Origin of the sequence: Rugosimonospora africana (assembly GCF_016862975.1) — a bacterium.
GTDB lineage: Bacteria > Actinomycetota > Actinomycetes > Mycobacteriales > Micromonosporaceae > Rugosimonospora > Rugosimonospora africana.
The window spans coordinates 23,258-44,748 of the sequence record NZ_BONZ01000003.1; the positions used below are offsets into that span (position 1 = coordinate 23,258).

At 71.0% G+C, this 21,491-nt stretch carries 17 protein-coding genes; 9 read left to right on the forward strand and 8 right to left on the reverse strand.

The window, feature by feature from the left end; genetic code table 11:
• Positions 1 to 50: 50 nt before the first annotated feature.
• Positions 51 to 1,256 (reverse strand): saccharopine dehydrogenase family protein, encoded by a 1,206-nt coding sequence (locus Raf01_RS00970; protein ID WP_203915752.1) that lies wholly within the window; start codon positions 1,254 to 1,256, stop codon positions 51 to 53.
• Positions 1,257 to 1,470: 214 nt separating this feature from the next.
• Between Raf01_RS00970 and Raf01_RS00975 the strand changes: the two genes are divergently transcribed.
• The 4 genes from Raf01_RS00975 (at position 1,471) to Raf01_RS00990 (ending at position 6,497) form a co-directional block, all read left to right on the forward strand.
• On the forward strand, positions 1,471 to 3,042 hold the full coding sequence (locus Raf01_RS00975) for an APC family permease (protein ID WP_203915753.1): 1,572 nt from the start codon (positions 1,471 to 1,473) through the stop codon (positions 3,040 to 3,042).
• Between the two features lie 203 nt (positions 3,043 to 3,245).
• A complete protein-coding gene (locus tag Raf01_RS00980; protein WP_203915754.1) occupies positions 3,246 to 3,764 on the forward strand; it encodes an Lrp/AsnC family transcriptional regulator in 519 nt (172 codons plus the stop codon).
• On the forward strand, positions 3,761 to 5,122 hold the full coding sequence (locus tag Raf01_RS00985; protein WP_203915755.1) for an aspartate aminotransferase family protein: 1,362 nt from the start codon (positions 3,761 to 3,763) through the stop codon (positions 5,120 to 5,122). Before Raf01_RS00980 ends, Raf01_RS00985 begins: the two co-directional genes overlap by 4 nt.
• 7 nt (positions 5,123 to 5,129) lie before the next feature.
• Positions 5,130 to 6,497, forward strand: a complete 1,368-nt coding sequence (locus Raf01_RS00990) for an NAD(P)/FAD-dependent oxidoreductase (RefSeq protein WP_239133277.1) — start codon at positions 5,130 to 5,132, stop codon at positions 6,495 to 6,497.
• Between the two features lie 8 nt (positions 6,498 to 6,505).
• Here the strand turns inward: Raf01_RS00990 and Raf01_RS00995 are convergent, their stop codons facing one another.
• A complete protein-coding gene (locus Raf01_RS00995) occupies positions 6,506 to 6,862 on the reverse strand; it encodes a DUF3499 domain-containing protein (protein WP_203915756.1) in 357 nt (118 codons plus the stop codon).
• A gap of 113 nt (positions 6,863 to 6,975) precedes the next feature.
• Between Raf01_RS00995 and Raf01_RS01000 the strand changes: the two genes are divergently transcribed.
• Positions 6,976 to 7,434: a metallopeptidase family protein gene (locus tag Raf01_RS01000; RefSeq protein ID WP_203915757.1), complete on the forward strand. Its 459-nt coding sequence runs from the start codon at positions 6,976 to 6,978 to the stop codon at positions 7,432 to 7,434.
• A 97-nt stretch (positions 7,435 to 7,531) separates the two neighbouring features.
• Here the strand turns inward: Raf01_RS01000 and Raf01_RS01005 are convergent, their stop codons facing one another.
• The 3 genes from Raf01_RS01005 to Raf01_RS01015 all read right to left on the reverse strand — a co-directional run bounded on the left by Raf01_RS01005 (position 7,532) and on the right by Raf01_RS01015 (position 11,777).
• Positions 7,532 to 7,789 carry a WhiB family transcriptional regulator gene (locus Raf01_RS01005; protein ID WP_203915758.1) on the reverse strand — a complete coding sequence of 86 codons (258 nt, stop codon included), beginning with the start codon at positions 7,787 to 7,789 and terminating at the stop codon, positions 7,532 to 7,534.
• A gap of 286 nt (positions 7,790 to 8,075) precedes the next feature.
• The gene (locus Raf01_RS01010) at positions 8,076 to 10,556 is read right to left on the reverse strand and encodes a bifunctional FO biosynthesis protein CofGH (protein WP_275412939.1); all 2,481 of its coding nucleotides are present in this window, start codon (positions 10,554 to 10,556) and stop codon (positions 8,076 to 8,078) included.
• A 318-nt stretch (positions 10,557 to 10,874) separates the two neighbouring features.
• Complete coding sequence (locus Raf01_RS01015) at positions 10,875 to 11,777, reverse strand: hypothetical protein (RefSeq protein WP_203915759.1); 903 nt, start codon at positions 11,775 to 11,777, stop codon at positions 10,875 to 10,877.
• Between the two features lie 475 nt (positions 11,778 to 12,252).
• Here Raf01_RS01015 and cofD point away from each other — a divergent pair, with 475 nt between their 5' ends.
• Both cofD and Raf01_RS01025 read left to right on the forward strand, forming a co-directional pair.
• Positions 12,253 to 13,227 (forward strand): 2-phospho-L-lactate transferase, encoded by a 975-nt coding sequence (gene cofD / locus Raf01_RS01020; protein WP_203915760.1) that lies wholly within the window; start codon positions 12,253 to 12,255, stop codon positions 13,225 to 13,227.
• Positions 13,224 to 14,366 carry a coenzyme F420-0:L-glutamate ligase gene (locus tag Raf01_RS01025; protein ID WP_203915761.1) on the forward strand — a complete coding sequence of 381 codons (1,143 nt, stop codon included), beginning with the start codon at positions 13,224 to 13,226 and terminating at the stop codon, positions 14,364 to 14,366. Before cofD ends, Raf01_RS01025 begins: the two co-directional genes overlap by 4 nt.
• Before the next feature lie 14 nt (positions 14,367 to 14,380).
• Here Raf01_RS01025 and Raf01_RS01030 read toward each other — a convergent pair whose 3' ends face one another.
• On the reverse strand, positions 14,381 to 15,481 hold the full coding sequence (locus Raf01_RS01030; protein WP_203915762.1) for a mannose-1-phosphate guanylyltransferase: 1,101 nt from the start codon (positions 15,479 to 15,481) through the stop codon (positions 14,381 to 14,383).
• Positions 15,482 to 15,563: 82 nt separating this feature from the next.
• Positions 15,564 to 16,703 (reverse strand): glycosyltransferase family 4 protein, encoded by a 1,140-nt coding sequence (locus Raf01_RS01035; RefSeq protein ID WP_203915763.1) that lies wholly within the window; start codon positions 16,701 to 16,703, stop codon positions 15,564 to 15,566.
• Between the two features lie 144 nt (positions 16,704 to 16,847).
• Between Raf01_RS01035 and Raf01_RS01040 the strand changes: the two genes are divergently transcribed.
• Positions 16,848 to 17,585 carry a TIGR03089 family protein gene (locus Raf01_RS01040; RefSeq protein ID WP_203915865.1) on the forward strand — a complete coding sequence of 246 codons (738 nt, stop codon included), beginning with the start codon at positions 16,848 to 16,850 and terminating at the stop codon, positions 17,583 to 17,585.
• Here the strand turns inward: Raf01_RS01040 and Raf01_RS01045 are convergent.
• Positions 17,569 to 19,566 (reverse strand): acetoacetate--CoA ligase, encoded by a 1,998-nt coding sequence (locus tag Raf01_RS01045; RefSeq protein WP_203915864.1) that lies wholly within the window; start codon positions 19,564 to 19,566, stop codon positions 17,569 to 17,571. The two genes, Raf01_RS01040 and Raf01_RS01045, sit on opposite strands and share 17 nt — an antisense overlap.
• A gap of 162 nt (positions 19,567 to 19,728) precedes the next feature.
• Between Raf01_RS01045 and Raf01_RS01050 the strand changes: the two genes are divergently transcribed.
• A complete protein-coding gene (locus Raf01_RS01050; RefSeq protein ID WP_203915875.1) occupies positions 19,729 to 21,483 on the forward strand; it encodes a hypothetical protein in 1,755 nt (584 codons plus the stop codon).
• Positions 21,484 to 21,491 lie beyond the last annotated feature (8 nt).

The following is a 21,491-nucleotide window of genomic DNA, read 5'->3' on the forward strand; positions in this document are numbered from 1 at the left end:
CCCGGTTGCCCAGGTACGCCGTCACGTCCGCGCCGACCCATGCATCGTCGTCATTGTTCCAGCATCCCCCACGGCGAGCCGTACTCGACGAGCTTGTCCAGGAACGGCTGCGGATCCAGTGCCTCGGGGCCGAGGACTCCGTGGCCCCGCCAGGCACCGGAGGCGAGCAGTTCCAGGGCGATCACCGGGTTGAGCGCGGTTTGCCAGACCACTGCCTGGTGCCCGTACTCCCGCATCGACCACGCGTTGTCGACGACGTGGTACAGGTAGACCTCGCGCGGCCTGCCGTCCCGGCCGGCGCCGCGCACCCAGGTACCGGCACAGGTCTTGCCGTGCATCCGGTCACCGAGCGTCGCCGGATCCGGCAGGCACGCCGCGACCACGTCGCGCGGTGCCACGTCGACGCCGCCCACCCGGACCCTGTGGGTCGAGTCCAGGCCCAGCTTGCGCAGAGTTTTGAGCACCTCGATGAACTCGGCGCCCAGACCGTACTTGAAGGTGACCCTGCGCGCGTCGACCCAGCGCGGAATCAGCAGCACCTCCTCGTGCTCCACGTTGACGCACTCCACCGTGCCGATCCCGTCCGGGAACTCGAACACCTCCGGCTCGGAGAACGGTTCGGTGGTGTACCAGCCGCGATCACGCTCGTACACGACCGGCGGGTTGAGGCACTCCTCAATGGTGGTCCAGATGGAGAAGGACGGGGCGAAGTCGTACCCGTCGACCGTCAGGTTCGCCCCGTCCCGTACGCCGATCTCGTCGAGCCGGCTGAACAGCCGGTCGGCCGCGAACCGTGCGAACACGTCGGAGAGCCCGGGTTCGACGCCGATGCCGACGAGCGCCAGCCGGTTCGCCTCGACCCACCGGTCGGCCCCGGCGAACTGCTCGTCGCCCAGCTTGGTGCCCACCCGCCGGTACGGGTCGGTGGGGTGCGGCCGGGACAGCGACATGGCCATGTCCAGGTAGTCGGCGCCGGCCGCGAACGCGCCGTCGAAGATGGGCATCACGAACCGCGGGTCGACCGCGTTGAGCACGTGCGTGATGCCGTGCTCCCGGCACGCCGCGGCGACCGCGCCCGCCGACGAGGCGTCCAGGCCGATCGCGGAGAACCGGGGATCGCCGGCGCCGCGGGCCGCACGCTCGGCCCGCCCGGGGTCGTAGTCGGCGACCACGATCCGCTCGAAGAAGTCCCTGCGAGCGGCGATCGCGACCGCGGCGGAGCCGACACCGCCGGCACCGAGGAGAAGCACACGCATGGATTCCGTCGCCTCCGGCTGATGGCGACAAATGCCGCATCCAATCACCTAGCAGTGTGGTCTGCCAGGGTTGATCTGACTGAAACAGCGTTGTCGACAGGTTACTGCGACGGAAACCCTTGTCAAGAGCGTCGAAACCTGCGATAAACGCAGCAACGATCCCTCACGTCATCGACCCGCTGTCCAGCGCACCCGCACCCCGAGGATGGCAATCATGACTACCACCGCACCCCCCGCGCCGCCGGCGGAGCACGACCCCTCGCTCGCCCGCAAGGGCCTCAAGCTCGGCGCCATCGGCCTGGTCTCCAGTGTGGTCATCGCGATCGCGTCGACCGCACCCGCATACAGCCTGACCTCCGCGCTCGGCAGCGTCGTCGGAGAGGTCGGCACGAAGGCGCCCGTCGCGCTGCTGATCGCGTTCATCCCGATGCTGTTCATCTCGTACGCCTACAAGGCGCTCAACAACGTGGACCCGGACTGCGGCACCAGCTTCACCTGGGTGGCCCGGGCGTTCGGGCGACGCACCGGCTGGATCACCGGCTGGGTCGTCGTCATCGCCGACGTCATCGTGATGGCCAACCTGGCCGAGATCGCCGGCAGTTACACCTTCCAACTGTTCGGCGCGTACGGGCTCGCCGAGAGCACCGGCTGGACGACCCTGGTCGGGTGCGTCTGGATCCTGCTGATGACGCTGATCGCCTGGATCGGCATCGAGCTGTCCGCGCGTACCCAGGTCCTGCTGCTCAGCCTGGAACTGTTGATCCTGGCCATCTTCGCCGTGACCGCCCTGGTCAAGGTGTACGCCGGGCACGCCGGCTCGCTGGCGACCCACCCGTCGCTGTCCTGGTTCAACCCGTTCGGGGGCGGGATGAGCTTCAGCACGCTGTCCGCGGGCTTCCTCGCCGCGGTCTTCATCTACTGGGGCTGGGACTCCGCGGTGGCCGCGAACGAGGAGACCACCGATTCCCACCTGACCCCGGGCCGCGCCGCGGTCATCTCGACCGTGGTCCTCCTGGTCACCTACCTGCTGGTGGCCGTCGCAGCACAGGCGTACGCCGGGGTCGGCTCGAACGGCATCGGACTGACCAGCGACGCGGCCGGCACCGACGCGCTGTCCGGCATCGGCCAGGCGGCACTGGGTACGTTCGGCTTCAAGCTGCTGGTCCTGGCGATCCTGTCCTCGTCGGCGGCATCCGCGCAGACCACCATCCTGCCGACGGCCCGGACCACGCTGTCCATGGCCGCGTACAAGGCGCTGCCGAGGGTCTTCGGCACGGTGCATCGCAGGTTCCAGACCCCGACCGTGTCGACCTGGGCCATGGGCCTGCTGTCCATCGCGTTCTACGCCGTCATGGTGTACGTCAAGGACGGCGGACTGCTCAACGACATGATCCTCGCGCTCGGACTGCAGATCGCGTTCTACTACGGGCTGACCGGCTTCGCCTCCGCCTGGTACTTCCGGCGGGAGCTGACGGCCAGCGCGAGAAACCTGTGGCTGAAGGGCATCCTGCCGGTGGTCGGCGGCGTGGTGCTGTTCGCCGCGTTCTTCTACAGCGCGTACCAGTTCTGGACGCCGTCCACCGATGACGCCGACGTGCAGTGGCTGGGCGTGGGCGGGAAGTTCTGGCTGGGCATTGGGGCCATCGTCATCGGCATCCCGCTAATGATCATTTGGAACCTGTTCAACAGGTCCTACTTCCGGGGCGACACGATGGTCGGCTCCGACCGCCTGGTGGCCGAGGCCGGTGAGGTGCCCGGGGTAAGCCCGGCCACCTCACCCGCCTGAGGCACCCCGGACCGGGCCCGATGGTGCGCTCCCCCGTACGCGCCGTCGGGCCCTCCCCGGGGAGCGCAGCCGGAGCCGGTCTTTGGCGGAGGCGAGCACCCCCACGCCCTCCCGGGGAGCGCAGCCGGAGCCGGTCTTTGGCGGAGGCGAGCACCCCCGAGCCCTCAGCACCCGATCGCTAGATTCGGAATCCGTCTTATCTAATGTGTGATCCAACGGAATCCATTGCCATCGAGGCCGGGCTCGGCCAAAATCCTGATGTGACTGAGCCTATCTCCCTCCTCGATGACATCAACAAACGGATCATCGACCAGCTGCAGCGCGACGGCCGGATGTCCTACGCCGCGCTGGCCAAGGTCGTTGGCCTGTCCGAGGCCGCGGTGCGGCAGCGGGTGCAGCGGATGCTCGACGGCGAAGTCATGCAGATCGTGGCGGTGACCGATCCGCTCACCCTCGGCTTCACCAGGCAGGTGATGATCGGCGTCAAGGTCGCGGGGGACCTGCACAAGGTGGCCGACGGAATGGCCGCCATTCCCGAGGTGGACTACGTGGTGATCTGCGCGGGGCACTACGACCTGCTCGCCGAGCTGGTCTGCACCGACGACGAGCACCTTCTCCGGCTTCTCAACGACCAGATCCGCACCATCGCCGGAGTCGTCAGCACGGAGACGTTCGTCTACCTGAAGCTCGCCAAACAGACTTACGCGTGGGGTACCCGATGAACGACCTCTCACAGTCCGCCCGTGACAACCTCTGGATGCACTTCACCCGGCTCTCCAGCTATGCGGACGCACCGGTACCGATGATCGTGCGCGGCGACGGAGCCTACGTCTACGACAGCGACGGCAAGCGGTACCTCGACGGGCTTGCCGGGCTGTTCGTCGTCCAGGCCGGGCACGGCCGCCAGGAACTGGCCGACGCCGCCGCCAAGCAGGCCGCCGAACTCGCCTTCTTCCCGCTGTGGTCGTACGCGCACCCCAAAGCGGTCGAGCTGGCCGAGCGGCTGTCCTCGCTGACCCCCGGCGACCTGAACCGGGTGTTCTTCACGACTGGCGGCTCGGAGGCGGTCGAGTCGGCCTGGAAGCTGGCCCGTTCGTACTTCAAGCGGATCGGCAAGCCCGGCAAGCACAAGGCCATCTCCCGGCACATCGCGTACCACGGCACGTCGATGGGCGCGCTGTCCATCACCGGGCTGCCGGCCATCAAGGAGGATTTCGAGCCGCTGGTCCCTTCGACCATCCGGGTGCCCAACACGAACTACTACCGCCGCCCGGCCGGCGCCGGCCAGACGCCGGAGGAGTTCGGCGTGTGGGCCGCCGACCGGATCGCCGAGGCGATCGAGTTCGAGGGTCCGGACACGGTGGCGTGTGTGTTCCTGGAGCCGGTACAGAACTCCGGCGGCTGCTTCCCGCCGCCGCCCGGGTACTTCCAGCGGGTACGGGAGATCTGCGACCGGTACGACGTGCTGCTCGTGTCGGACGAGGTGATCTGCGCCTTCGGCCGGCTCGGCGAATACTTCGGCTCCCTGCGGTACGGGTACCAGCCGGACATCATCACCTGCGCGAAGGGCATCACCAGCGGGTACCTGCCGCTGGGCGCGATGATCTGCTCGGAGCGGTTGGTGGAGCCGTTCCTGACCGGTACGAACTGGTTCGCGCACGGGGTCACGTTCGGCGGCCACCCGGTCTCCTGCGCGGTCGCGCTGGCCAACCTCGACATCTTCGCCCGCGAGGACCTGACCGGTCACGTGCGCGCCGAGTCGGCGACGTTCCGCTCCTACCTCGAGCGGTTGACCGACCTTCCGATCGTCGGCGACGTGCGGGGCGACGGGTACTTCTTCGGCATCGAACTGGTCAAGGACAAGGCGACCCGGCAGACCTTCGACGAGGCGGAGTCCGAACGGCTGCTGCGCGGCTTCCTCTCCAAGGCGCTGTTCGACGCCGGGCTGTACTGCCGGGCGGACGATCGCGGCGATCCGGTCATCCAGCTCGCCCCGCCGCTGATCTGCGATGAGCGGCACTTCGCCGAGATGGAGCAGATCCTGCGCGAGGTGCTGACCCAGGCGTGGCAACGGATCTGACGCACCCGTGACCGACTACCGGCGGCTGTCGTACTGGATGTCCACTGTGGACGACCGGCTGACACCCCGGCCGCGGCTGGCCGGCGACGTCGAGGTGGACGTGGCGATCGTCGGTGCCGGGTACACCGGGCTGTGGACGGCGTACTACCTCGCGGTGGAGCGGCCCGGGCTGCGGGTGGCGGTGATCGAGGCGGAGATCGCCGGGTACGGGGCCAGCGGGCGCAATGGCGGCTGGTGCTCGGCGCTGTTCCCCACGTCGGTACCGGCGCTGGCCCGCCGATACGGGCGGGACCGGGCGGTCGCGCTGCACCAGGCCATGGTGTCCACAGTGGACGAAGTCGGTCGGGCCGCCCGTGCGGAGGCGATCGACTGCCACTACCGCAAGGGCGGCACCGTGGTGCTCGCCCGCTCGCCGGCACAGCTGACCCGCGCCCGGGCAGAGGTCGCCGAGTCGGCGGAGTACGGCCTCGGGGTCGAGTTGCTGGACGGACCGGAGGCCGCCCGGCGGTGCGGCGCGACCGGCGTGCTCGGCGGCACGTACACGCCGGACTGCGCGGCGATCCACCCGGCCCGGCTGGTACGGGGGCTGGCCTCCGCCGTCGAGCGGCGCGGCGTGCGGATCTACGAGGGCACCCGGGCGCTGGCTCTGCGACCGGGGTCGGTGGCCACCGCGACGGGCACGGTACGGGCCACGACGGTGGTACGGGCGACCGAGGGGTACACCCCGGCCCTGCCGGGGCTGCGGCGGGAGATCGCGCCGGTGTACTCGCTCATGATCGCGACCGAGCCGCTGCCGCCCGAGTTGTGGGAGTCGATCGGGCTCGCTGAGCGGGAGACCTTCTCCGATCACCGGCACATGATCATTTACGGCCAGCGGACGGTCGACGGCCGGCTGGCGTTCGGCGGCCGGGGTGCCCCGTACCACTTCGGATCCCGGACCCGGCCCGCCTACGACCGAGATCCCCGGGTCTTCGCCGCCCTGCGCCGGACGCTGGTCGAACTGTTCCCGGCGCTGGGCTCGGTGGACGTCGCGTACGCGTGGGGCGGCCCGCTGGGCGTGGCGCGGGACTGGACCGCCTCGGTGGGGTACGACCGGCGAACCGGGTTGGCCTGGGCCGGCGGGTACGTGGGCGACGGGGTGGGTACCGCCAACCTCGCCGGCCGCACCCTGGCCGACCTGATCCTGGACCGCGACAGCGACCTGGTCCGGCTGCCCTGGGTGGGGCACCGGTCGCCACGCTGGCAGCCGGAGCCGCTGCGCTGGCTCGGCGCCAACGTCGGGCTGCGGCTGATGGGCGCGGCGGACGCCGCGGAGGCGCGTACCGGCAGGCCGTCCCGTACCGCGGCCGTGGTCGGGCGGCTGCTCGGGCAGTGATGTCCGAATTACTGAGCGGGCGGGATCACCCGTAGGTGGCCGCGGCGACCGACCTGGGTGTCCGTGACCGGCGCGGACTCGTCGCGCCGCGACGGACGGCCCGCTTCCCGAACCGCTTCGGCCAGGGCGACCAGATCGTCGCTGGTGGGTGGCGGCGGCTCGAACTCGCCGTCGTGACGCACGAGATCCCAGCCCCGCGGCGCGGTCAGGCTGCGCGCGTGCTGCTCACACAGGTCGTAGGTGTGCGGCTCGGCGAAGGCCGCCAGCGGCCCGACGACGGCGGTGGAATCGGCGTAGACATAGGTCAGCGTCGCGACGGCCGGCTTCGGGCAGCCGTTTCGGGAACAACGCCGTGGAGACCTCACTGCGGCACGGTATCTCCCCCGGCGTGTCCGTCTCTACCGATGTCGGCGCGACACGCCGAACCGTCCGTGCACCGGCGTCGGCCCGGCGTGCCCGGCAGGGCTAGTCTGACGGCGTGACCAGTCCCGAACCTCGTGGTAGCCGCTTCGGCGGCCCAGGCCGCCGGCCCCGGCGGGACCGTCACGGGCGCGGGCTGCGCGGCCGGTTGGTGCCGGCCAACGTACCGCTTTCCCGGACCAAGGCGGAGCTTTTCGACGATCTGGTCCTAGATGCCGTCGAGGCGCTGGAGCGGCAGTTCGGGAAGGAACTGGCCGGCGTGGAGTTCGCGGTGGAAGAGGTACCTCCGGATCTGAATGTGTACGACTCGGACGTGCTGGAAGACGGCGAGGTACCGCTGGCCCGGCTGCTGCCCGGCGGCCCGGGACGGATGAACGTACCGCCCCGGATCGTGCTGTACCGCCGGCCCCTGGAATTCCGGGCGATCGATCACGAAGACCTCGCGGACCTGGTCCACGACGTGATCATCGAGCAGGTCGCGAATCTTCTGGGTATCGACCCCGAGGATCTCGCCTGAGCGCAGCCGGAGCCGATCTTTGGCGGAGGCGAGCACAGGCCCATGGTCACCTCCTGAGCGCAGCCGAAGCCGATCTTTGGCGGAGGCGCCGGGGCGGCTAGGCCGCCCGGCGCTTCAACTTCCGCCGCTCCCGTTCGGACAGTCCACCCCAGATACCGAACCGCTCGTCGTGACCGAGCGCGTATTCGAGGCACTCGGCCTTGACCTCGCACCGGGAACAGATCCGCTTGGCCTCCCGGGTAGAGCCCCCCTTTTCCGGGAAGAACGCCTCCGGATCGGTCTGTGAACACAGAGCTCGTTCCTGCCATTCCGGAGCGTTACCCAAGAGGTCGACCGCTTCGACTCGGCCGTCCATCAGCGTGCCTCCTTCTTTCGCACCGGCCGCGGCGCCGATGCAACCCCCCACACGCGGAAGGCAATCCTTCCAAAGTCCGATCAATGGCGAATCGCCATGCCCCACTCGAACAACCCCATTGAAATTACACGCGTGTAATACGTGCGCCGTCAAGCGGAACCTGATAGGTGAAGCCGTTCGGGGGTCAACCGAACCTGCCACTATCGCTTCCCTATCGATCCAGCCGACCGGGAGGTAACGCTCGGTCGGCGAGTCGCAACGAATCGCCGACCTGAGGATTCGCGAATCAGGCCGAAACGTAGGTCGTGGTGCGCTGGCGTGCGGTGCGCCCGGCCGCCTCGGCGATCGCGGTCAATTGGGCGACAGTACGGGCGGAGCCGTGCTCGGACCCGGCCATCCGGGAAATGGTCTCCTCCATGAGCGTGCCGCCGAGATCGTTCGCGCCACCGCGCAGCATCGCCACCGTGCCCTCGTCGCCGAGCTTGACCCAGGAGCACTGCACATTGGGGATGCGGCCGTGCAGCAGCACTCTGGCCATCGCGTGCACGGCGCGGCTCTCCCGCCAGGTGGCTCCGGCCCGGGCGATCCCGGCCAGGTAGATCGGCGCGTTGGTGTGCACGAACGGCAGCGCCACGAACTCGGTGAAGCCGCCGGTGCGGTCCTGGATGCCGGCGAGTACCCGGAAGTGGCCGAGCCAGTGCCGGGGGTGGTCGACGTGGCCGTACATCATCGTGGCGGACGAGCGGATGCCCAACTCGTGCGCCGTGCTGATCACCTCGACCCAGGTGGACGCCGGCAGCTTCCCCTTGGTCAACACCCAGCGCACGTCGTCGTCGAGGATCTCGGCCGCGGTGCCGGGGATCGTGTCCAACCCGGCTTCCCGCAACTGAGTCAGCCAGTCGCGCACCGGTACGCCCGCCTTGGCGGCACCGGTGACGATCTCCATGGGCGAGAAGGCATGGACGTGCAGCTGCGGTACCCGCGACTTCACCGCCCGAACCAGGTCGGCGTATGCCGTGGCGGGCAGCTTCGGATCGATGCCGCCCTGCATGCACACCTCGGTCGCGCCGTCCCGCCACGCCTCCTCGGCACGGTCGGCCACCTGCTCGACCGACAGCCGGTATGCGTCGGCGTCCCGCTCGCGTTGCGCGAAGGCGCAGAAGCGGCAGCCCACGTAGCAGACGTTGGTGAAGTTGATGTTGCGGTTGACCACGTACGTCACGTCGTCGCCCACGGTGTCGCGGCGCAGGTCGTCGGCGACGCGGGCCAGTTCGTCGAGGGCGGCGCCATCGCTCTCCAGCAGCGCCAGGGCCTCGGCCTCGTGCTCGGGCCGCAGCAGGGCCGCCGGGTCGGACGCGGCGAGCCGGAGCCCGGCCAGCACCGTCGAATCGGGCCGCGACCCGAGGGGAGCGGAGGTCAGCGCGGCATGCGCGGCGACCTCGGACCAGTCGCCGTAGACCACGTCGAAGTCCGAGCGGCGGTCGCCGGTGCGCCCGCTGGTGTCGACCTCCTCGTGGAGGTTGACCCGACCGCCGGGCGTCTCGTCCGGCTCCTGCCACGGCCGGCCGGACGGACGGACCGACTCGACGGCCAGCCCGGTCGGATCGGCCAGCGCGGTCACGTGGGCGGAGAGCCGGGGATCGAGCCAGGGCTCGCCCCGCCGCACGTACTCCGGATAGATCGTCAACCGCTCGCGCAGCTCGAACCCCGCGGCGGCCGACCGCCGCGCCAGCTCCTCGATCTGCGGCCAGGGCCGCTCGGGGTTCACGTGATCGGGGGTGACCGGGGAGACTCCGCCCCAGTCGTCGATCCCGGCGCGCAGCAGCAGCGCGTATTCCTCGTCGATCAGGTTTGGCGGGGCCTGGATGCGCGCCTTCGGGCCGAGCACCAACCGGGCCACCGCGATCGTGGCGGCCAGGTCGCGCAGGTCCGCGTCGGGCATGCCACGCATCGCGGTATCCGGCTTGGCGCGGAAGTTTTGCACGATGACTTCCTGGATGTGCCCGTACTCGCGGGCGACACGGCGGATCGCGAACAGCGACTCAGCCCGCTCGGTCAGGTTTTCCCCGATGCCGATCAGCACACCGGTGGTGAACGGCACGCCGACCCGGCCGGCGTCCTCCAGCACCCGCAGCCGGACCGCCGGCTCCTTGTCGGGCGAACCGAAGTGCGGGCCACCGGGCTCGGACCACAGCCGGGTGGCGGTGGTCTCCAGCATCATGCCCATGCTCGGCGCGACCGGCTTGAGCCGTTGCAGCTCGGCCCAGGAAAGCACGCCCGGGTTGAGGTGCGGCAGAAGGCCGGTCTCCTCCAGTACCGCGATCGCACAGGCCCGCAGATAGTCCACAGTGGACTCATAACCGCGCTCGTGCAGCCACTCCTGGGCCGCCGGCCACCGCGCTTCCGGGCGGTCGCCGAGCGTGAACAGCGCCTCCTTGCAGCCCTGGGCGGCGCCCTCGGCGGCGATGGCGAGCACCTCGTCGCGCTCGAGATACGGCGCGGTCAGCCGATGCGGCACAGTCACGAAGGTGCAGTAGTGGCACCGGTCCCGGCACAGCCGGGTCAGCGGAATGAAGACCTTCTTGGAGAACGTCACGACGCCGGGCCGGCCGGCCTCGACGAGTCCGGCGTCGCGGACCGCGCCCGCCTGTGCCAGCAGGCGATCGAGTGCCTCACCCCGAGCGCTCAGCAGGATGGCGGCCTCGTCGACGTCGAGGCTGCGGCCGTCGGCGGCCCGGTGCAGGGCGCGACGCATGGCGGTGCTGATTTCGGCGCTCCCGGCATCGGTGCGCTCGGCACCGGAACGGAGGCTGCCGGCCGGAATCGGGGACTGCTCGGCTGTCGGGCGCTCGTCAGACACGTGTGAAGCCTATGCCGCAGGTACGACGGGCAAGCCATTCACCCGGATCCCCGCGAAGGGACCCGGGTGAACTCCCGCTCACCTGGCCGGCCAATCGCCGTGCGGTGGCCGTCACCTGGCGTTTCCGTCATTCGCGAACCGGGCGACCGCCACCGGGTGACTCCGCGGTGGCGGTCGGCGAACCGGCCGCCGGCGATCAGGTAAGCCCCGATCCCGTGGTGAAGATCACCCCCAGCGCTGGGTCTCCTCGCCCGAGTTGTTCGGCGGGATGACCTGAGTCCGGTCGTATCCCTCGTCTCCACCGGTCGGCGCGGCCGGCGTCTCGCCGGCGCCGGGCCAGCCCTGGGCCGACGGATCCGGGGCGGACGGGGTCTGGCCGGGCGCCGGCTCGGCCGGCTGCGTGGTGGGGTACGACGGGTACGGGGTGCCGAGCGGCGGAGACGAGGCGGGCGCACCGGCGGGCTGGTAGCCGGCCGGGGCCGGGTACGACTGCTGGTACCCGCCCGGCTGGGCGTACCCGGGCTGGCCGTAGGGCTGGCCGGCGGCGGGCTGGCCGTATCCCGGCTGGGCGGCCGGCTGCCCGTACCCGGGCGGGCCGTATGCGGGTTGCCCGTACCCGGGCTGGCCGGCGACCGGCTGGCCGTACGGCGAGGGGTACCCGGGCTGGCCGTACGGCATGCCCGGCGCCGGGTACGCCGGCGCGACCGGCTTGGGTACCGAGTAGGCCCCCTGCCAGACCTGCCAGACCAGGAACGCGGCGAGCGCGAACACCGCCAGCAGCACCAGCCGGGTGAGCAGTTCGATGAACGCCGGGCGGAAGCCGCCGCCGAACTGGTCCCCGAGGACGTGGATGAACCCGGCGAACAGGCAGACGATGCCGAACAGGCCGGCGAACGCGTAGTCGATCAACGCGATCATGGTGATCGTCCTGGCCCGCGGGGTGGCCGGCTTGACGTGCGTGACCAGCAGCACCGCGCCCAGCGGGAAGAGGATCGGGATCAGCCCGATGAAGCTGCCGAACTCCCCTTCGGCACGGATGCCGAATTCGGAGGCGAACTTGTCGAACACCAGGAACAGGTCGATGAACGCCAGCAGGAGCAGCGCCGCCGTCGACAGCACCAGGACCATGCCGGCGAGTTCACGGTGGGGAGCGGTGAACTTGCTGGCATCCCGCTGCTCCGTCGCCGTCGTCCCTGGTGGGGCGGGCGAAGGGCTTGGCGTCGCTGGCGGCGTACTGGCCGGATATGGCGACTGATCTGAAGGTTGGGTCACATCTCCCCCTTGGTCAAGGTGGGCGGGTTTGCCCCGCGAGCCTAGCGCCGCGCACGCCGCCGTGCCGGACCACGAGCACGTGTTGGGGACCGGACGTGGCGCCGGGCGGCGACCCGATCGCGCCCGCGGCGAGCCGGACGGCGACGGCCCTCCGGTCCGCTGGACGCGACCTCACAGCCCGCCCGGCGCCGCCTCGACGTCCGGTGGACGCCGGCCGGGAGCTTGCCGGACGCACCCTCCACGCCGGTCAGCCGCCACCCCGACCCGTCGGGCCGCCGCGGGTTGCCGGGCAGTGACATCCCGCCGGAGTCGCTGCGGGAGGATTGACCGCATGCGGATCGTGGTACTGGCGGGTGGCATCGGCGGGGCTCGGTTTCTCCAGGGCGTCCGGGCGACCGGGGCGGAGGTGACCGCGATCGTCAACGTCGGTGACGACGTCACTCTGCACGGCCTGCGGATCTGCCCCGACCTGGACAGCGTGATGTACACCCTGGGTGGCGGAGCGGATGCCGAGCGCGGCTGGGGTCGGGCCGGCGAGACCTGGGCGGTCAAGGAGGAGCTGGCCGCGTACGGGGCCGAGCCGACCTGGTTCGGACTGGGCGACAAGGACGTGGCGACCCATCTGGTGCGGACCAGGATGCTGGATGCCGGGTACCCGCTGTCCGCGGTCACCGAGGCGCTGTGCTCCCGCTGGAAGCCCGGGGTACGGCTGTTGCCGGCCACCGACGACCGGCTGGAGACCCACGTGGTGGTACCCGACCCGGATGCCGGCCCGGACAGCCCGGACGGCGGCGGCTCCCGGGCCATCCACTTCCAGGAGTGGTGGATCCGGCACCGGGCGGCACTGCCCGCCCAGCGGTTCGTGTTCATCGGGGCGGACGCGGCCAAGCCCGCCCCGGGAGTGCTCGACGCGCTGGCCGCGGCCGACGTGGTACTGGTCGCGCCGAGCAACCCGGTCGTGTCTATCGCCCCGATCCTCGCGGTCGGCGGATTGCGCGACGCGCTCGTCGCCGGTAGCGCGCCGGTGATCGGGTTCTCACCCATCATCGGTGGCGCGCCGGTGCGCGGCATGGCCGACAAGTGTCTGGCGGCCGTCGATGTACCGGTGACCGCGGCCGGGGTCGGCGGGCTCTACGGTGCCCGGTCAGCCGACGGTATCCTCGACGGCTGGCTGGTGGACACGTCCGATGCCGGTACCGCCGTCGACGGGGTTACGGTCCGGGAATGTCCACTGTGGATGACCGATGAGCGGGCCACGCTCGCCATGGTGCAACAGGGCCTGACGCTGGCCGAGGAGGTCCGGTGAACCTCACCATCCTGCCGGTGACCGGCATCGGCGACGTACGCCCGGGCGACGATCTGGCAGCGCTCATCACCGGCGCCGCGCCCTGGCTGGAAAACGGCGACGTCCTCGTGGTCACGAGCAAGATTGTGTCCAAATCGGAGGGTCGGCTCGTCGCGGTGCCGGCGGACGGCCCCGAGCGGGACGCCGCCCGCGCCGTGGCCCTGGCCGGCGAGACGGTCCGCACGGTGGCCCGCCGGGGCGGCACCCAGATCGTGCAGACCCGGCACGGCTTCGTGATGGCCGCTGCCGGCATCGACGCGTCCAATGTGGACAGAGAGCACCTGGTGCTGCTCCCGATCGACTCGGACGCCTCGGCCCGCACGCTGCGCGCCGCGCTGCGCGACCGTTACCGGTTGGACGTGGCCATCATCGTCAGCGACACCATGGGACGCCCGTGGCGCAGCGGCCTGACGGATGTGGCCCTGGGCGCGGCCGGCATCGACGCGTTGCACGACTACCGGGGCGAGACCGACGCGTACGGCAACGAGCTGCACCTGACCCAGATGGCGATCATCGACGAGCTGGCGGCCTCCGCCGAGTTGGTCAAGGGCAAGTACGACCAGGTACCGGTCGCGGTGATCCGTGGGCTGCACGCCACCGGGGCCGAAGACGGCCAGGGCGCGGCGGTACTCGTCCGAGGTGCCGAGCACGACCTGTTCTCGCTCGGCACCGCGGAGGCCCGAGCCGACGGGCTGCGTACCGCGGCGGAACTGCCCGACCTGGAGCACTTCGCCGACGCGTTGGTCACCGACGACCTTCTCGCCACCGCGACCGCCAGCGCCACGGCTGCGGCCACCGCCAGCGCGACCGTCAGCGTCTCGGCGGGACTGGCCGAGCCCGGTTTCCTGGAGGTGCCGGTGAAGGCCGGGCTGCCCGCCGGTACCGCCCGGGCGCTGGTACCGCACGTACCGGCCGGGTCCGGGCCGGCGGCCCTGGCTCGGGCCGGTGCCGGGATCCACCGGCTGCGCTGCGCCCTGGCCGCGGCCGGGGCGGCCAGCACCTGGCTACCGGACGCCGAGCCGGACGGCGTCGACCTGCCGCCCAGCCGGATGCCGCTCGGCCTCGTCGCGATCGGAATGGCACCGCCGAAGCTCGGCTGAGCGAGCCCTCGGCATCAGGTCAGCCGCTGGTCGCCGCGCTCCTTCAGCCGGTCCACCAGCATCTTCACGTCCTGCGCCCGGTCGCGGGGGCAGACCAGCATCGCGTCCGGAGTGTCCACCACGATCAGGTCGGACAGGCCGAGCGTGGCGATCAGCCGGCCGGAGTGCGGCACCACGACCAGCCGGTCGCTGTCGACCAGCAGCATGTCCGGCTTCTCCACCGTGTCGCCGGGGCCCACCACCACGTTGCCGCGCTCGTCCGAGCCCAGGATGTCGCCGAGAGTGTGGAAGTCGCCGACGTCGTTCCACCCGAAATCGCCCGGTACGGTGGCCACCATGCCGGCCTCCGCCGCCCCCTCCATCACCGCGTAGTCGACGGAGATCTTCGGCAGCGTCGGCCACACCTCGCCGAGGACGCTCTCCCGGTCATCGGTCGACCAGGCCGCCGCGATCCGGGTCAGCCCCGCGTGCAGCCCCGGCTGCTGGCGCTCCAGTTCCCGGAGGAAGACGTCCACCCGCCAGACGAACATGCTGGCGTTCCACAGGTACCGTCCCGACTCGACGTACGAGTGGGCGACTTCGTACGACGGCTTCTCCTTGAACTGGTCCACCCGGCGCACCGGGCCGCCGTCCAGCAGCTGGCCGCACTCCAGATAGCCGTACCCGGTCTCCGGACGGGTCGGCGAGATCCCCACGGTCATCAGCAGGCCCTGCTGCGCCCCGGCGATGGCGTCCCGCAATACCCGCACGAACTCTCCACCGTCGCGGACCAGGTGATCGGCCGCGAACGAGCCCATCACCGCGTCCGGGTCCCGGTCCGCGATCAGCGCGGCGGCCAGGCCGATCGCGGCGCACGAGTCACGGGGGGACGGCTCGACCAGGATGTTGTCCTCCGGCACGGACGGGAGCTGCCGTGCCACTCCCGCGGCGTGCGCGACCCCGGTCACCACGTAGGTGCAATCCGGCGGCGTGAGCGGCGCGAGGCGCTCGACCGTGGCCTGCAACAGGGTCGACTCGGTCCCGGTGAGCGGGTGGAGGAACTTGGGGTTTCCCGAGCGGGACAGCGGCCACAGGCGGGTACCGCTGCCACCGGCCGGGATGACCGCGTAAAGCATCAGCCCATCATGCCGGGCGGCCGCCACCTATGCCCGCTCGGTAAGGGCAAAGTATCCGATAGTGACCCGAATGAGATGTCAATTATCCGGCAGCAGCGCGGGCCCACGCCGCCAGATGCACCTCGGCGCTGGACTCCCAGGTGAACTCCTTCGCCCGGTCGAACCCGGCCTTGGCCAGTGCGAGACGGCGCGGCTCGTCGTCGAGCAGCGAGGCGAGGTCGTGGCCGATCTCCTCCGCGCTCTCGCCGGTGTAGGCGACCGCGTCACCGCCGACCTCCGGCAGCGACAGCCGGGGCGTCGTGAGCACCGGCGCCGCGCAGGCCATGGCCTCCAGGATCGGCAGCCCGAACCCCTCGCCGTGGGACGGGTACGCCGCGACCAGCGCGCCACCCAGGTATCCGGGGAGATCCGCATAGCGGAGATAGCCCGGCCGGAGCAGGCGCAGGTTGGCCGGCACCTCGGCGACCACCTGGTCGATGTCGTCGTCGTGCCCGGAGCCGCCCGCGATCACCAGCGCCGGCGGCCGCTCTCGGTCGGCCACCGCGGCCACCCAGCCACGGATGAGGTTCGGCACGTTCTTGCGGGGCTCCTTGGCACCGAGGAACGCCACGTATGGCGTGTCGCCCAGCCCCAACCGCGCCCTGACCCGCGCCTTCTCGTCGTCGCTCGGCGCGTGGAACGCCTCGTGGTCGACGCCGTGGTATGCCACGTCGATCCGGGTCGGGTCCGCGTCCAACAGCCGGATCAGCTCGTCGCGGGTCGCCTTGCTGGGCACGATCACCCGGGCCGCCCGGCGCAGCGACGTCTTGATCGCGCTGCGGAAGAAGGTGCGCCGCGACTTGTCGTAGTGCTCCGGCTCGGTGAAGAAGGTCGCGTCGTGCACGGTCACCGTCACCGGACAGGACGCGCGCAGCGGACACGTGTAGAACGGCGAGTGCAGCACCTGCGCGCCGACCTGCTGAGCCAGCAGCGGCAGGCCGGTCTGCTCCCAGGCCAGGCGGGCCGGACGGTGGGCGACGGCGGCCGGAGCGCCGATCACCTCAGCGTTGGTGAGTAACCGACTGTAACGCTCCGCATCGGTGCGCTGGCAGACTACGGCAAGATCAGCATCGAGCCCGTCGAGTGCCTTCAGCAACCCGTCGACGTAGCGCCCGACACCACCACGGTCCGCCGGGACACTGGTTGCATCGACAAGTACGCGGGTCGCTTGACCGCCGGTCACGAGTTCACTCCTCATCGGGCCTGCCGTGGGACTCTTACCGCAAGACTACGCCCGACGGGCGGCCCGTCAGTGACCGCAACGCGACGATCATCCCAACCTATCTGGGCGAGCGATCCGGCGTTACCGATGTGTGATAGATCTGCGCTGGTGAACACCGTGCGCCAGCTTTTCGCCGCCGCCGTGGACGTCGATCCGACACGCCCACTGCTTACCTTCTACGACGACTTGACGGGAGAACGCACCGAATTGTCCGGCGCGACGCTCGCCAACTGGGTGGCGAAGACGGCCAATCTGGTCGTCGACGGCGTCGGGCTCGGACCGGGAGACGGCGCGCTCGTGCTGCTGCCGCCGCACTGGCAGACCGCCGCCGTACTGCTCGGTTGCTGGTCAGCGGGGTTGACCGTATTACCCGCCGACACTCGGCCGGAGACGTCGCGTCGGAGTCGGTCAAGCGCCGGAGGCGCCAGCGACGCCGTGGGCAGTACGGCCGACGTCGCGTTCGTGGCGGCGGATCGGACGGACGAGGTCACTGTCGGTGAGCGGTACGCGCTCGGACTGCACCCGTTCGGGCTACCACTGCGGGGCGTACCCGCGGGGTACGCGGACTACTCGGTCGAGGTACGCGGCCACGGCGACCGGTTCGAGCCGGCCACCCCGGCGGACGACCAGGAGCCGCTGTGCGCACAGGCGGCGCAGCGCGCGTCGATCCTGGGGATCGGTGCCGGCGAGCGGGTGCTCATCGACGCCGGCACGCATCCAGACCCGGTCGACTGGCTGCTCGCCCCGCTGTCCGCGCGCGCCAGCCTTGTCCTGTGTGGACATCTGGACTCCGATCGGCTGGCGGCGCGCGTACAGGCAGAACGGGTCAACCGCGTGATCTAGCGTTCGCCAGCTCTTCGAAGGCGAGCAGCGAGTCGGGGTTGGCCAGCGCCCCACGGGCCGCCGCCGCGTCGACCGGGGTGCCGGTGAGGATCTTCTTCACGGGTACCTCCAGCTTCTTCCCGCTCAACGTCCGCGGCACGGCTCGCACCTGGTGGATCTCGTCCGGTACGTGCCGGGGCGACAGCGCCCCGCGCAGCTCGCGGGCGATCCGGGAACGCAGCGCCTCGTCCAACTCGACGCCGTCGGCCAGCACCACGAACAGCAGCAGTTCCCCGGCGCCACCCTGGTCGTCCTCAAGGTGCACGACGACCGAGTCGGCGACCTCCGGCATGCCGTCGACCACGGAGTAGAACTCGGCGGTACCGAGCCGGACACCGCCCCGGTTCAGGGTCGCGTCCGAGCGGCCGGTGATCACGCAGGTTCCCCGCTCGGTCACGGTGATCCAGTCGCCGTGCCGCCACACGCCCGGGTACACGTCGAAGTACGCCTCCCGGTACCGGTGCCCGTCCTCGTCACCCCAGAAGCCGACCGGCATCGACGGCATCGGGGCAGTGATCACCAGCTCGCCCAGTTCGCCGATCACCGGACGGCCGGCCGGGTCGTACGCCTCGACCCGCGCGCCGAGTGCACGGCAGGAAATCTCCCCCTGGTACACCGGCAGCAGTGGCGAGCCGCCAACGAAGCCGGTGCACACGTCGGTGCCGCCGGACAGCGAGGTGAGCAGGACGTCCCGGCCGACGTTCTCGTACACCCAGTTGAAGCCCTCCGGCGGCAGCGGCGCTCCGGTGGAGCCCACCCCGCGCAGCCCGTCCCCGACCAGGTCGCGGGGCACCACTCCGGCCTTGCGGCAGGCCAGCAGGAACGGGGCCGACGTGCCGAAGTAGGTGATGCCGAACTCGCCGGCCATCCGCCAGAGCGCGGCCGGATCGGGCTCGGCCGGCTGACCGGGCCGTGCCGAGACGACCGGATTGCCGTCGAACAGCACGATCGCCGAGCCGACCGCCGGCCCGGAGACCAGGTAGTTCCACATCATCCAGCCGGTGGTGGTGAACCAGAAGAACCGGTCGCCCGGGCCCATGTCCTGATGCAGGGCCAGCATCTTGAGGTGCTCCAGGAGGATGCCGCCGTGTCCGTGGACGATGGGCTTGGGCAATCCGGTGGTACCGGAGGAGTAGAGCACGTACAGCGGGTGGTCGAACGGTACCGGCGTGAACTCCAGCGGCTCCTCGGTCGGCGCGGCCAGTTCCGCCCACCCGTCCGGTTCGGCCCGCCCATCCGGCGCGCCACTGTCTAGATAGGACAGTGTCACGGTGTGTTCGAGCGTGGGCAACGCCTCCCGGATCGCGGCCACCTCGCCACGCCGGTCGATCGGCTTGTCGCCGTACCGGTACCCGTCGATGGCCACCAGCACCTTGGGCGCGATCTGGCGCCACCGGTCGGTGACGCTGCGGGTGCCGAACTCGGGCGCGCACGACGAGAAGATGGCACCCAGGCTCGCGGTCGCGAGCAGCAGCACGTACGTCTCCGGGATGTTCGGCAGGTACGCGGCGACTCGGTCGCCCCGGGTGACGCCGAGCCGCACCAGCCCGGCCCGTACCCGGCGGACCTGCTCGCGCAGTTCGGCCGCGGTGAGGGTCACCGGACCCCGGCTCTGGGAGACGCCGAAAACCATCGGAGTGGTATCCGCCACACCCGGCATCCGCAGCACGGCCTCGGCGTAGTTGAGCCGGGCACCGGGGAACCAGACCGCCCCGGGCATGTGCGGATCCGCCAGCACGGCGGTGGGCGCGGTGTGCGCCGGCACCATGAAGTAGTCCCACACCGCTCCCCAGAATCCGGAGAGGTCCGTGGTCGACCATTCCCACAACGCCGGGTAGTCGGCGAACCGCAGCCCCCGCTCGCGGGCGAGCCAATTCATGAAATCGCCCATGCGGTAACGGTTTCTCGCATCGGCCGGCGGAGTCCAGAGCACCTTGTCCACGGTCATCGCGCTTTCTCCCCACGTCGGTGGTGCACCCATCCTGCACCGTGCCGGTGGGGTCCGGGGGGTGGGGAGGCGGCGGCGTTTCCGCCCGTGAGGGCGCCCCGCGACGCGGGTGTCGGTGGGCTGTTCATCTGCCCGGAACACGGTACGGTCCCCGATATGCGACACATCGCAACCCTGATCGCCGCCATCTTCATCGGCCCGCTGGCCTGGGTCTTGATCGCGTTCGGGCAGGACCGGTCCACGGCCGCGTTCGCCCGGGTGCAGAGCACCGGCGCGTTCCACACGGGCGACTTCGTCCGGCCGCTGGTGTACCTGGCGGCGGCCGGGGTGCTCGTCGGGCTCATCGCCACCCTGCGGTTCTCGCCGCTGGGGGCGGTGCTGACCGGCGTGGTGTACGTGCTGAGCTACGTCTGGCTGCTCGTCGACCCGACCTGGCTGCTGCACCTGTTCAAGCGGAACCTGGAGGTCTTCGGCCAGACCGCGGATCCGACCCTGCCGGTCCGCTCGGGCACGACCCTGATCATCGGTGCGCTGCTCGTGGTGTCCGTACTGAGCGCGAAGCGGTGGCGGAGGTGGCCCCGGCCGGTGGTCGCCCAGGCACCCGGACCTGTGCCCGAGCCGATCGGCTACGACCTGGACCGCCTCGGCTTCGGCGACGGCGGTGTGCCGCACCCGGACAACGAGCCGGACACGCTGGCCAACCCGTTCCCCGTTCAGGCCGGGGGGATGCCGGCCGGGTACCCGCCGAACCCCCGTACCGCTCCGTTCCAGGAGTCCATGCCGCCGGCCCGCCCACCCGCGACGCCCACGCCTTTCGTAACGCCAACGCCCTTCGCGACAACGGCGCCGATCCGGTCGGCCGCACCCCGTGTCGAACCGGCGTCCCGCGAGGATCCGACCGCCGACCTGTCCGTACCGTCCGCGACGCCGGCATCGCCCGAGCCCCCGACGGCCGACCTTTCGGAGCCGACCGTGCCGACCGCTCCGGCCGCGCCGGCCGCGCCGAGCGGTCAGGCGGCTGAGCCAGCCATACCGGCACAGCTCGGATCCATCACCGCCGCGCTGTCTTCGCCGGCTCCGGCCGCGACGCCCGAGACGCCCACCTCGGAACAGGCCACGGCGACGCAGACCGAGCGACCGCAGGGCGACCCCGCTCCGGCCATGTCCACTCCGGACGCGCCGACGGCGACACCCACGCGCACCGAGCCGGCCCCGGCCCCGGCTACGCCCACACGCGCAGAGCCGACTCCGGCACCGGACCCGGCGGCCACGTCGACGGCGGATCAGCCGGTCGCGGCATCGAACAAGGCGGCAGCGGCACCGGATGAGACAGCGCGGGCTACCACGACAGTGGACGACGAGCCCGCACGGACAACACCGGCGCGAGACACGCCTGCCGCGTCGGCAGCGGCAGCGGCGTCGCCAGCACCAGCACCAGCACCAGCACCAGCGGCAGCGGCAGCGGCAGCGGCAACCGGCGAGCCCACGGAACGTGAGCCGGCACCGAGTGCAACCGCCGGGACCGGGCCCGCACCAAGCGACCCGCCGTCAACCGATCCGACACCCAACAAGCCGACACCCAACGGATCGGCTCCGAGCGAGACGACACCCAGCGAGCCGGCACCCCGCGAGCCAGCGTCGAGCGGACCGGCACCGGACGAGCCGACGGCCGGCGCCGCCACACCGAACGAGAAGACGGTCAGTGAACCGGCGTCGAACGAGCCGGCACCGCCCGGCCCCGCCGACGAACCGAGCGCCCGTACCGGGGCCGAGCCGGCCGACAAGCCGTTCGACCGGTGGGCGACCGTCGAGTCGCAGGCGCCCCTGGTGAACCCGACCCGTACGCCGCCGGCCGGCTCACCCTGGGCGATCCCGTTGCGCGAGGCGCCCGACGACCAGCCGCCCCGCTGAGTACGGGC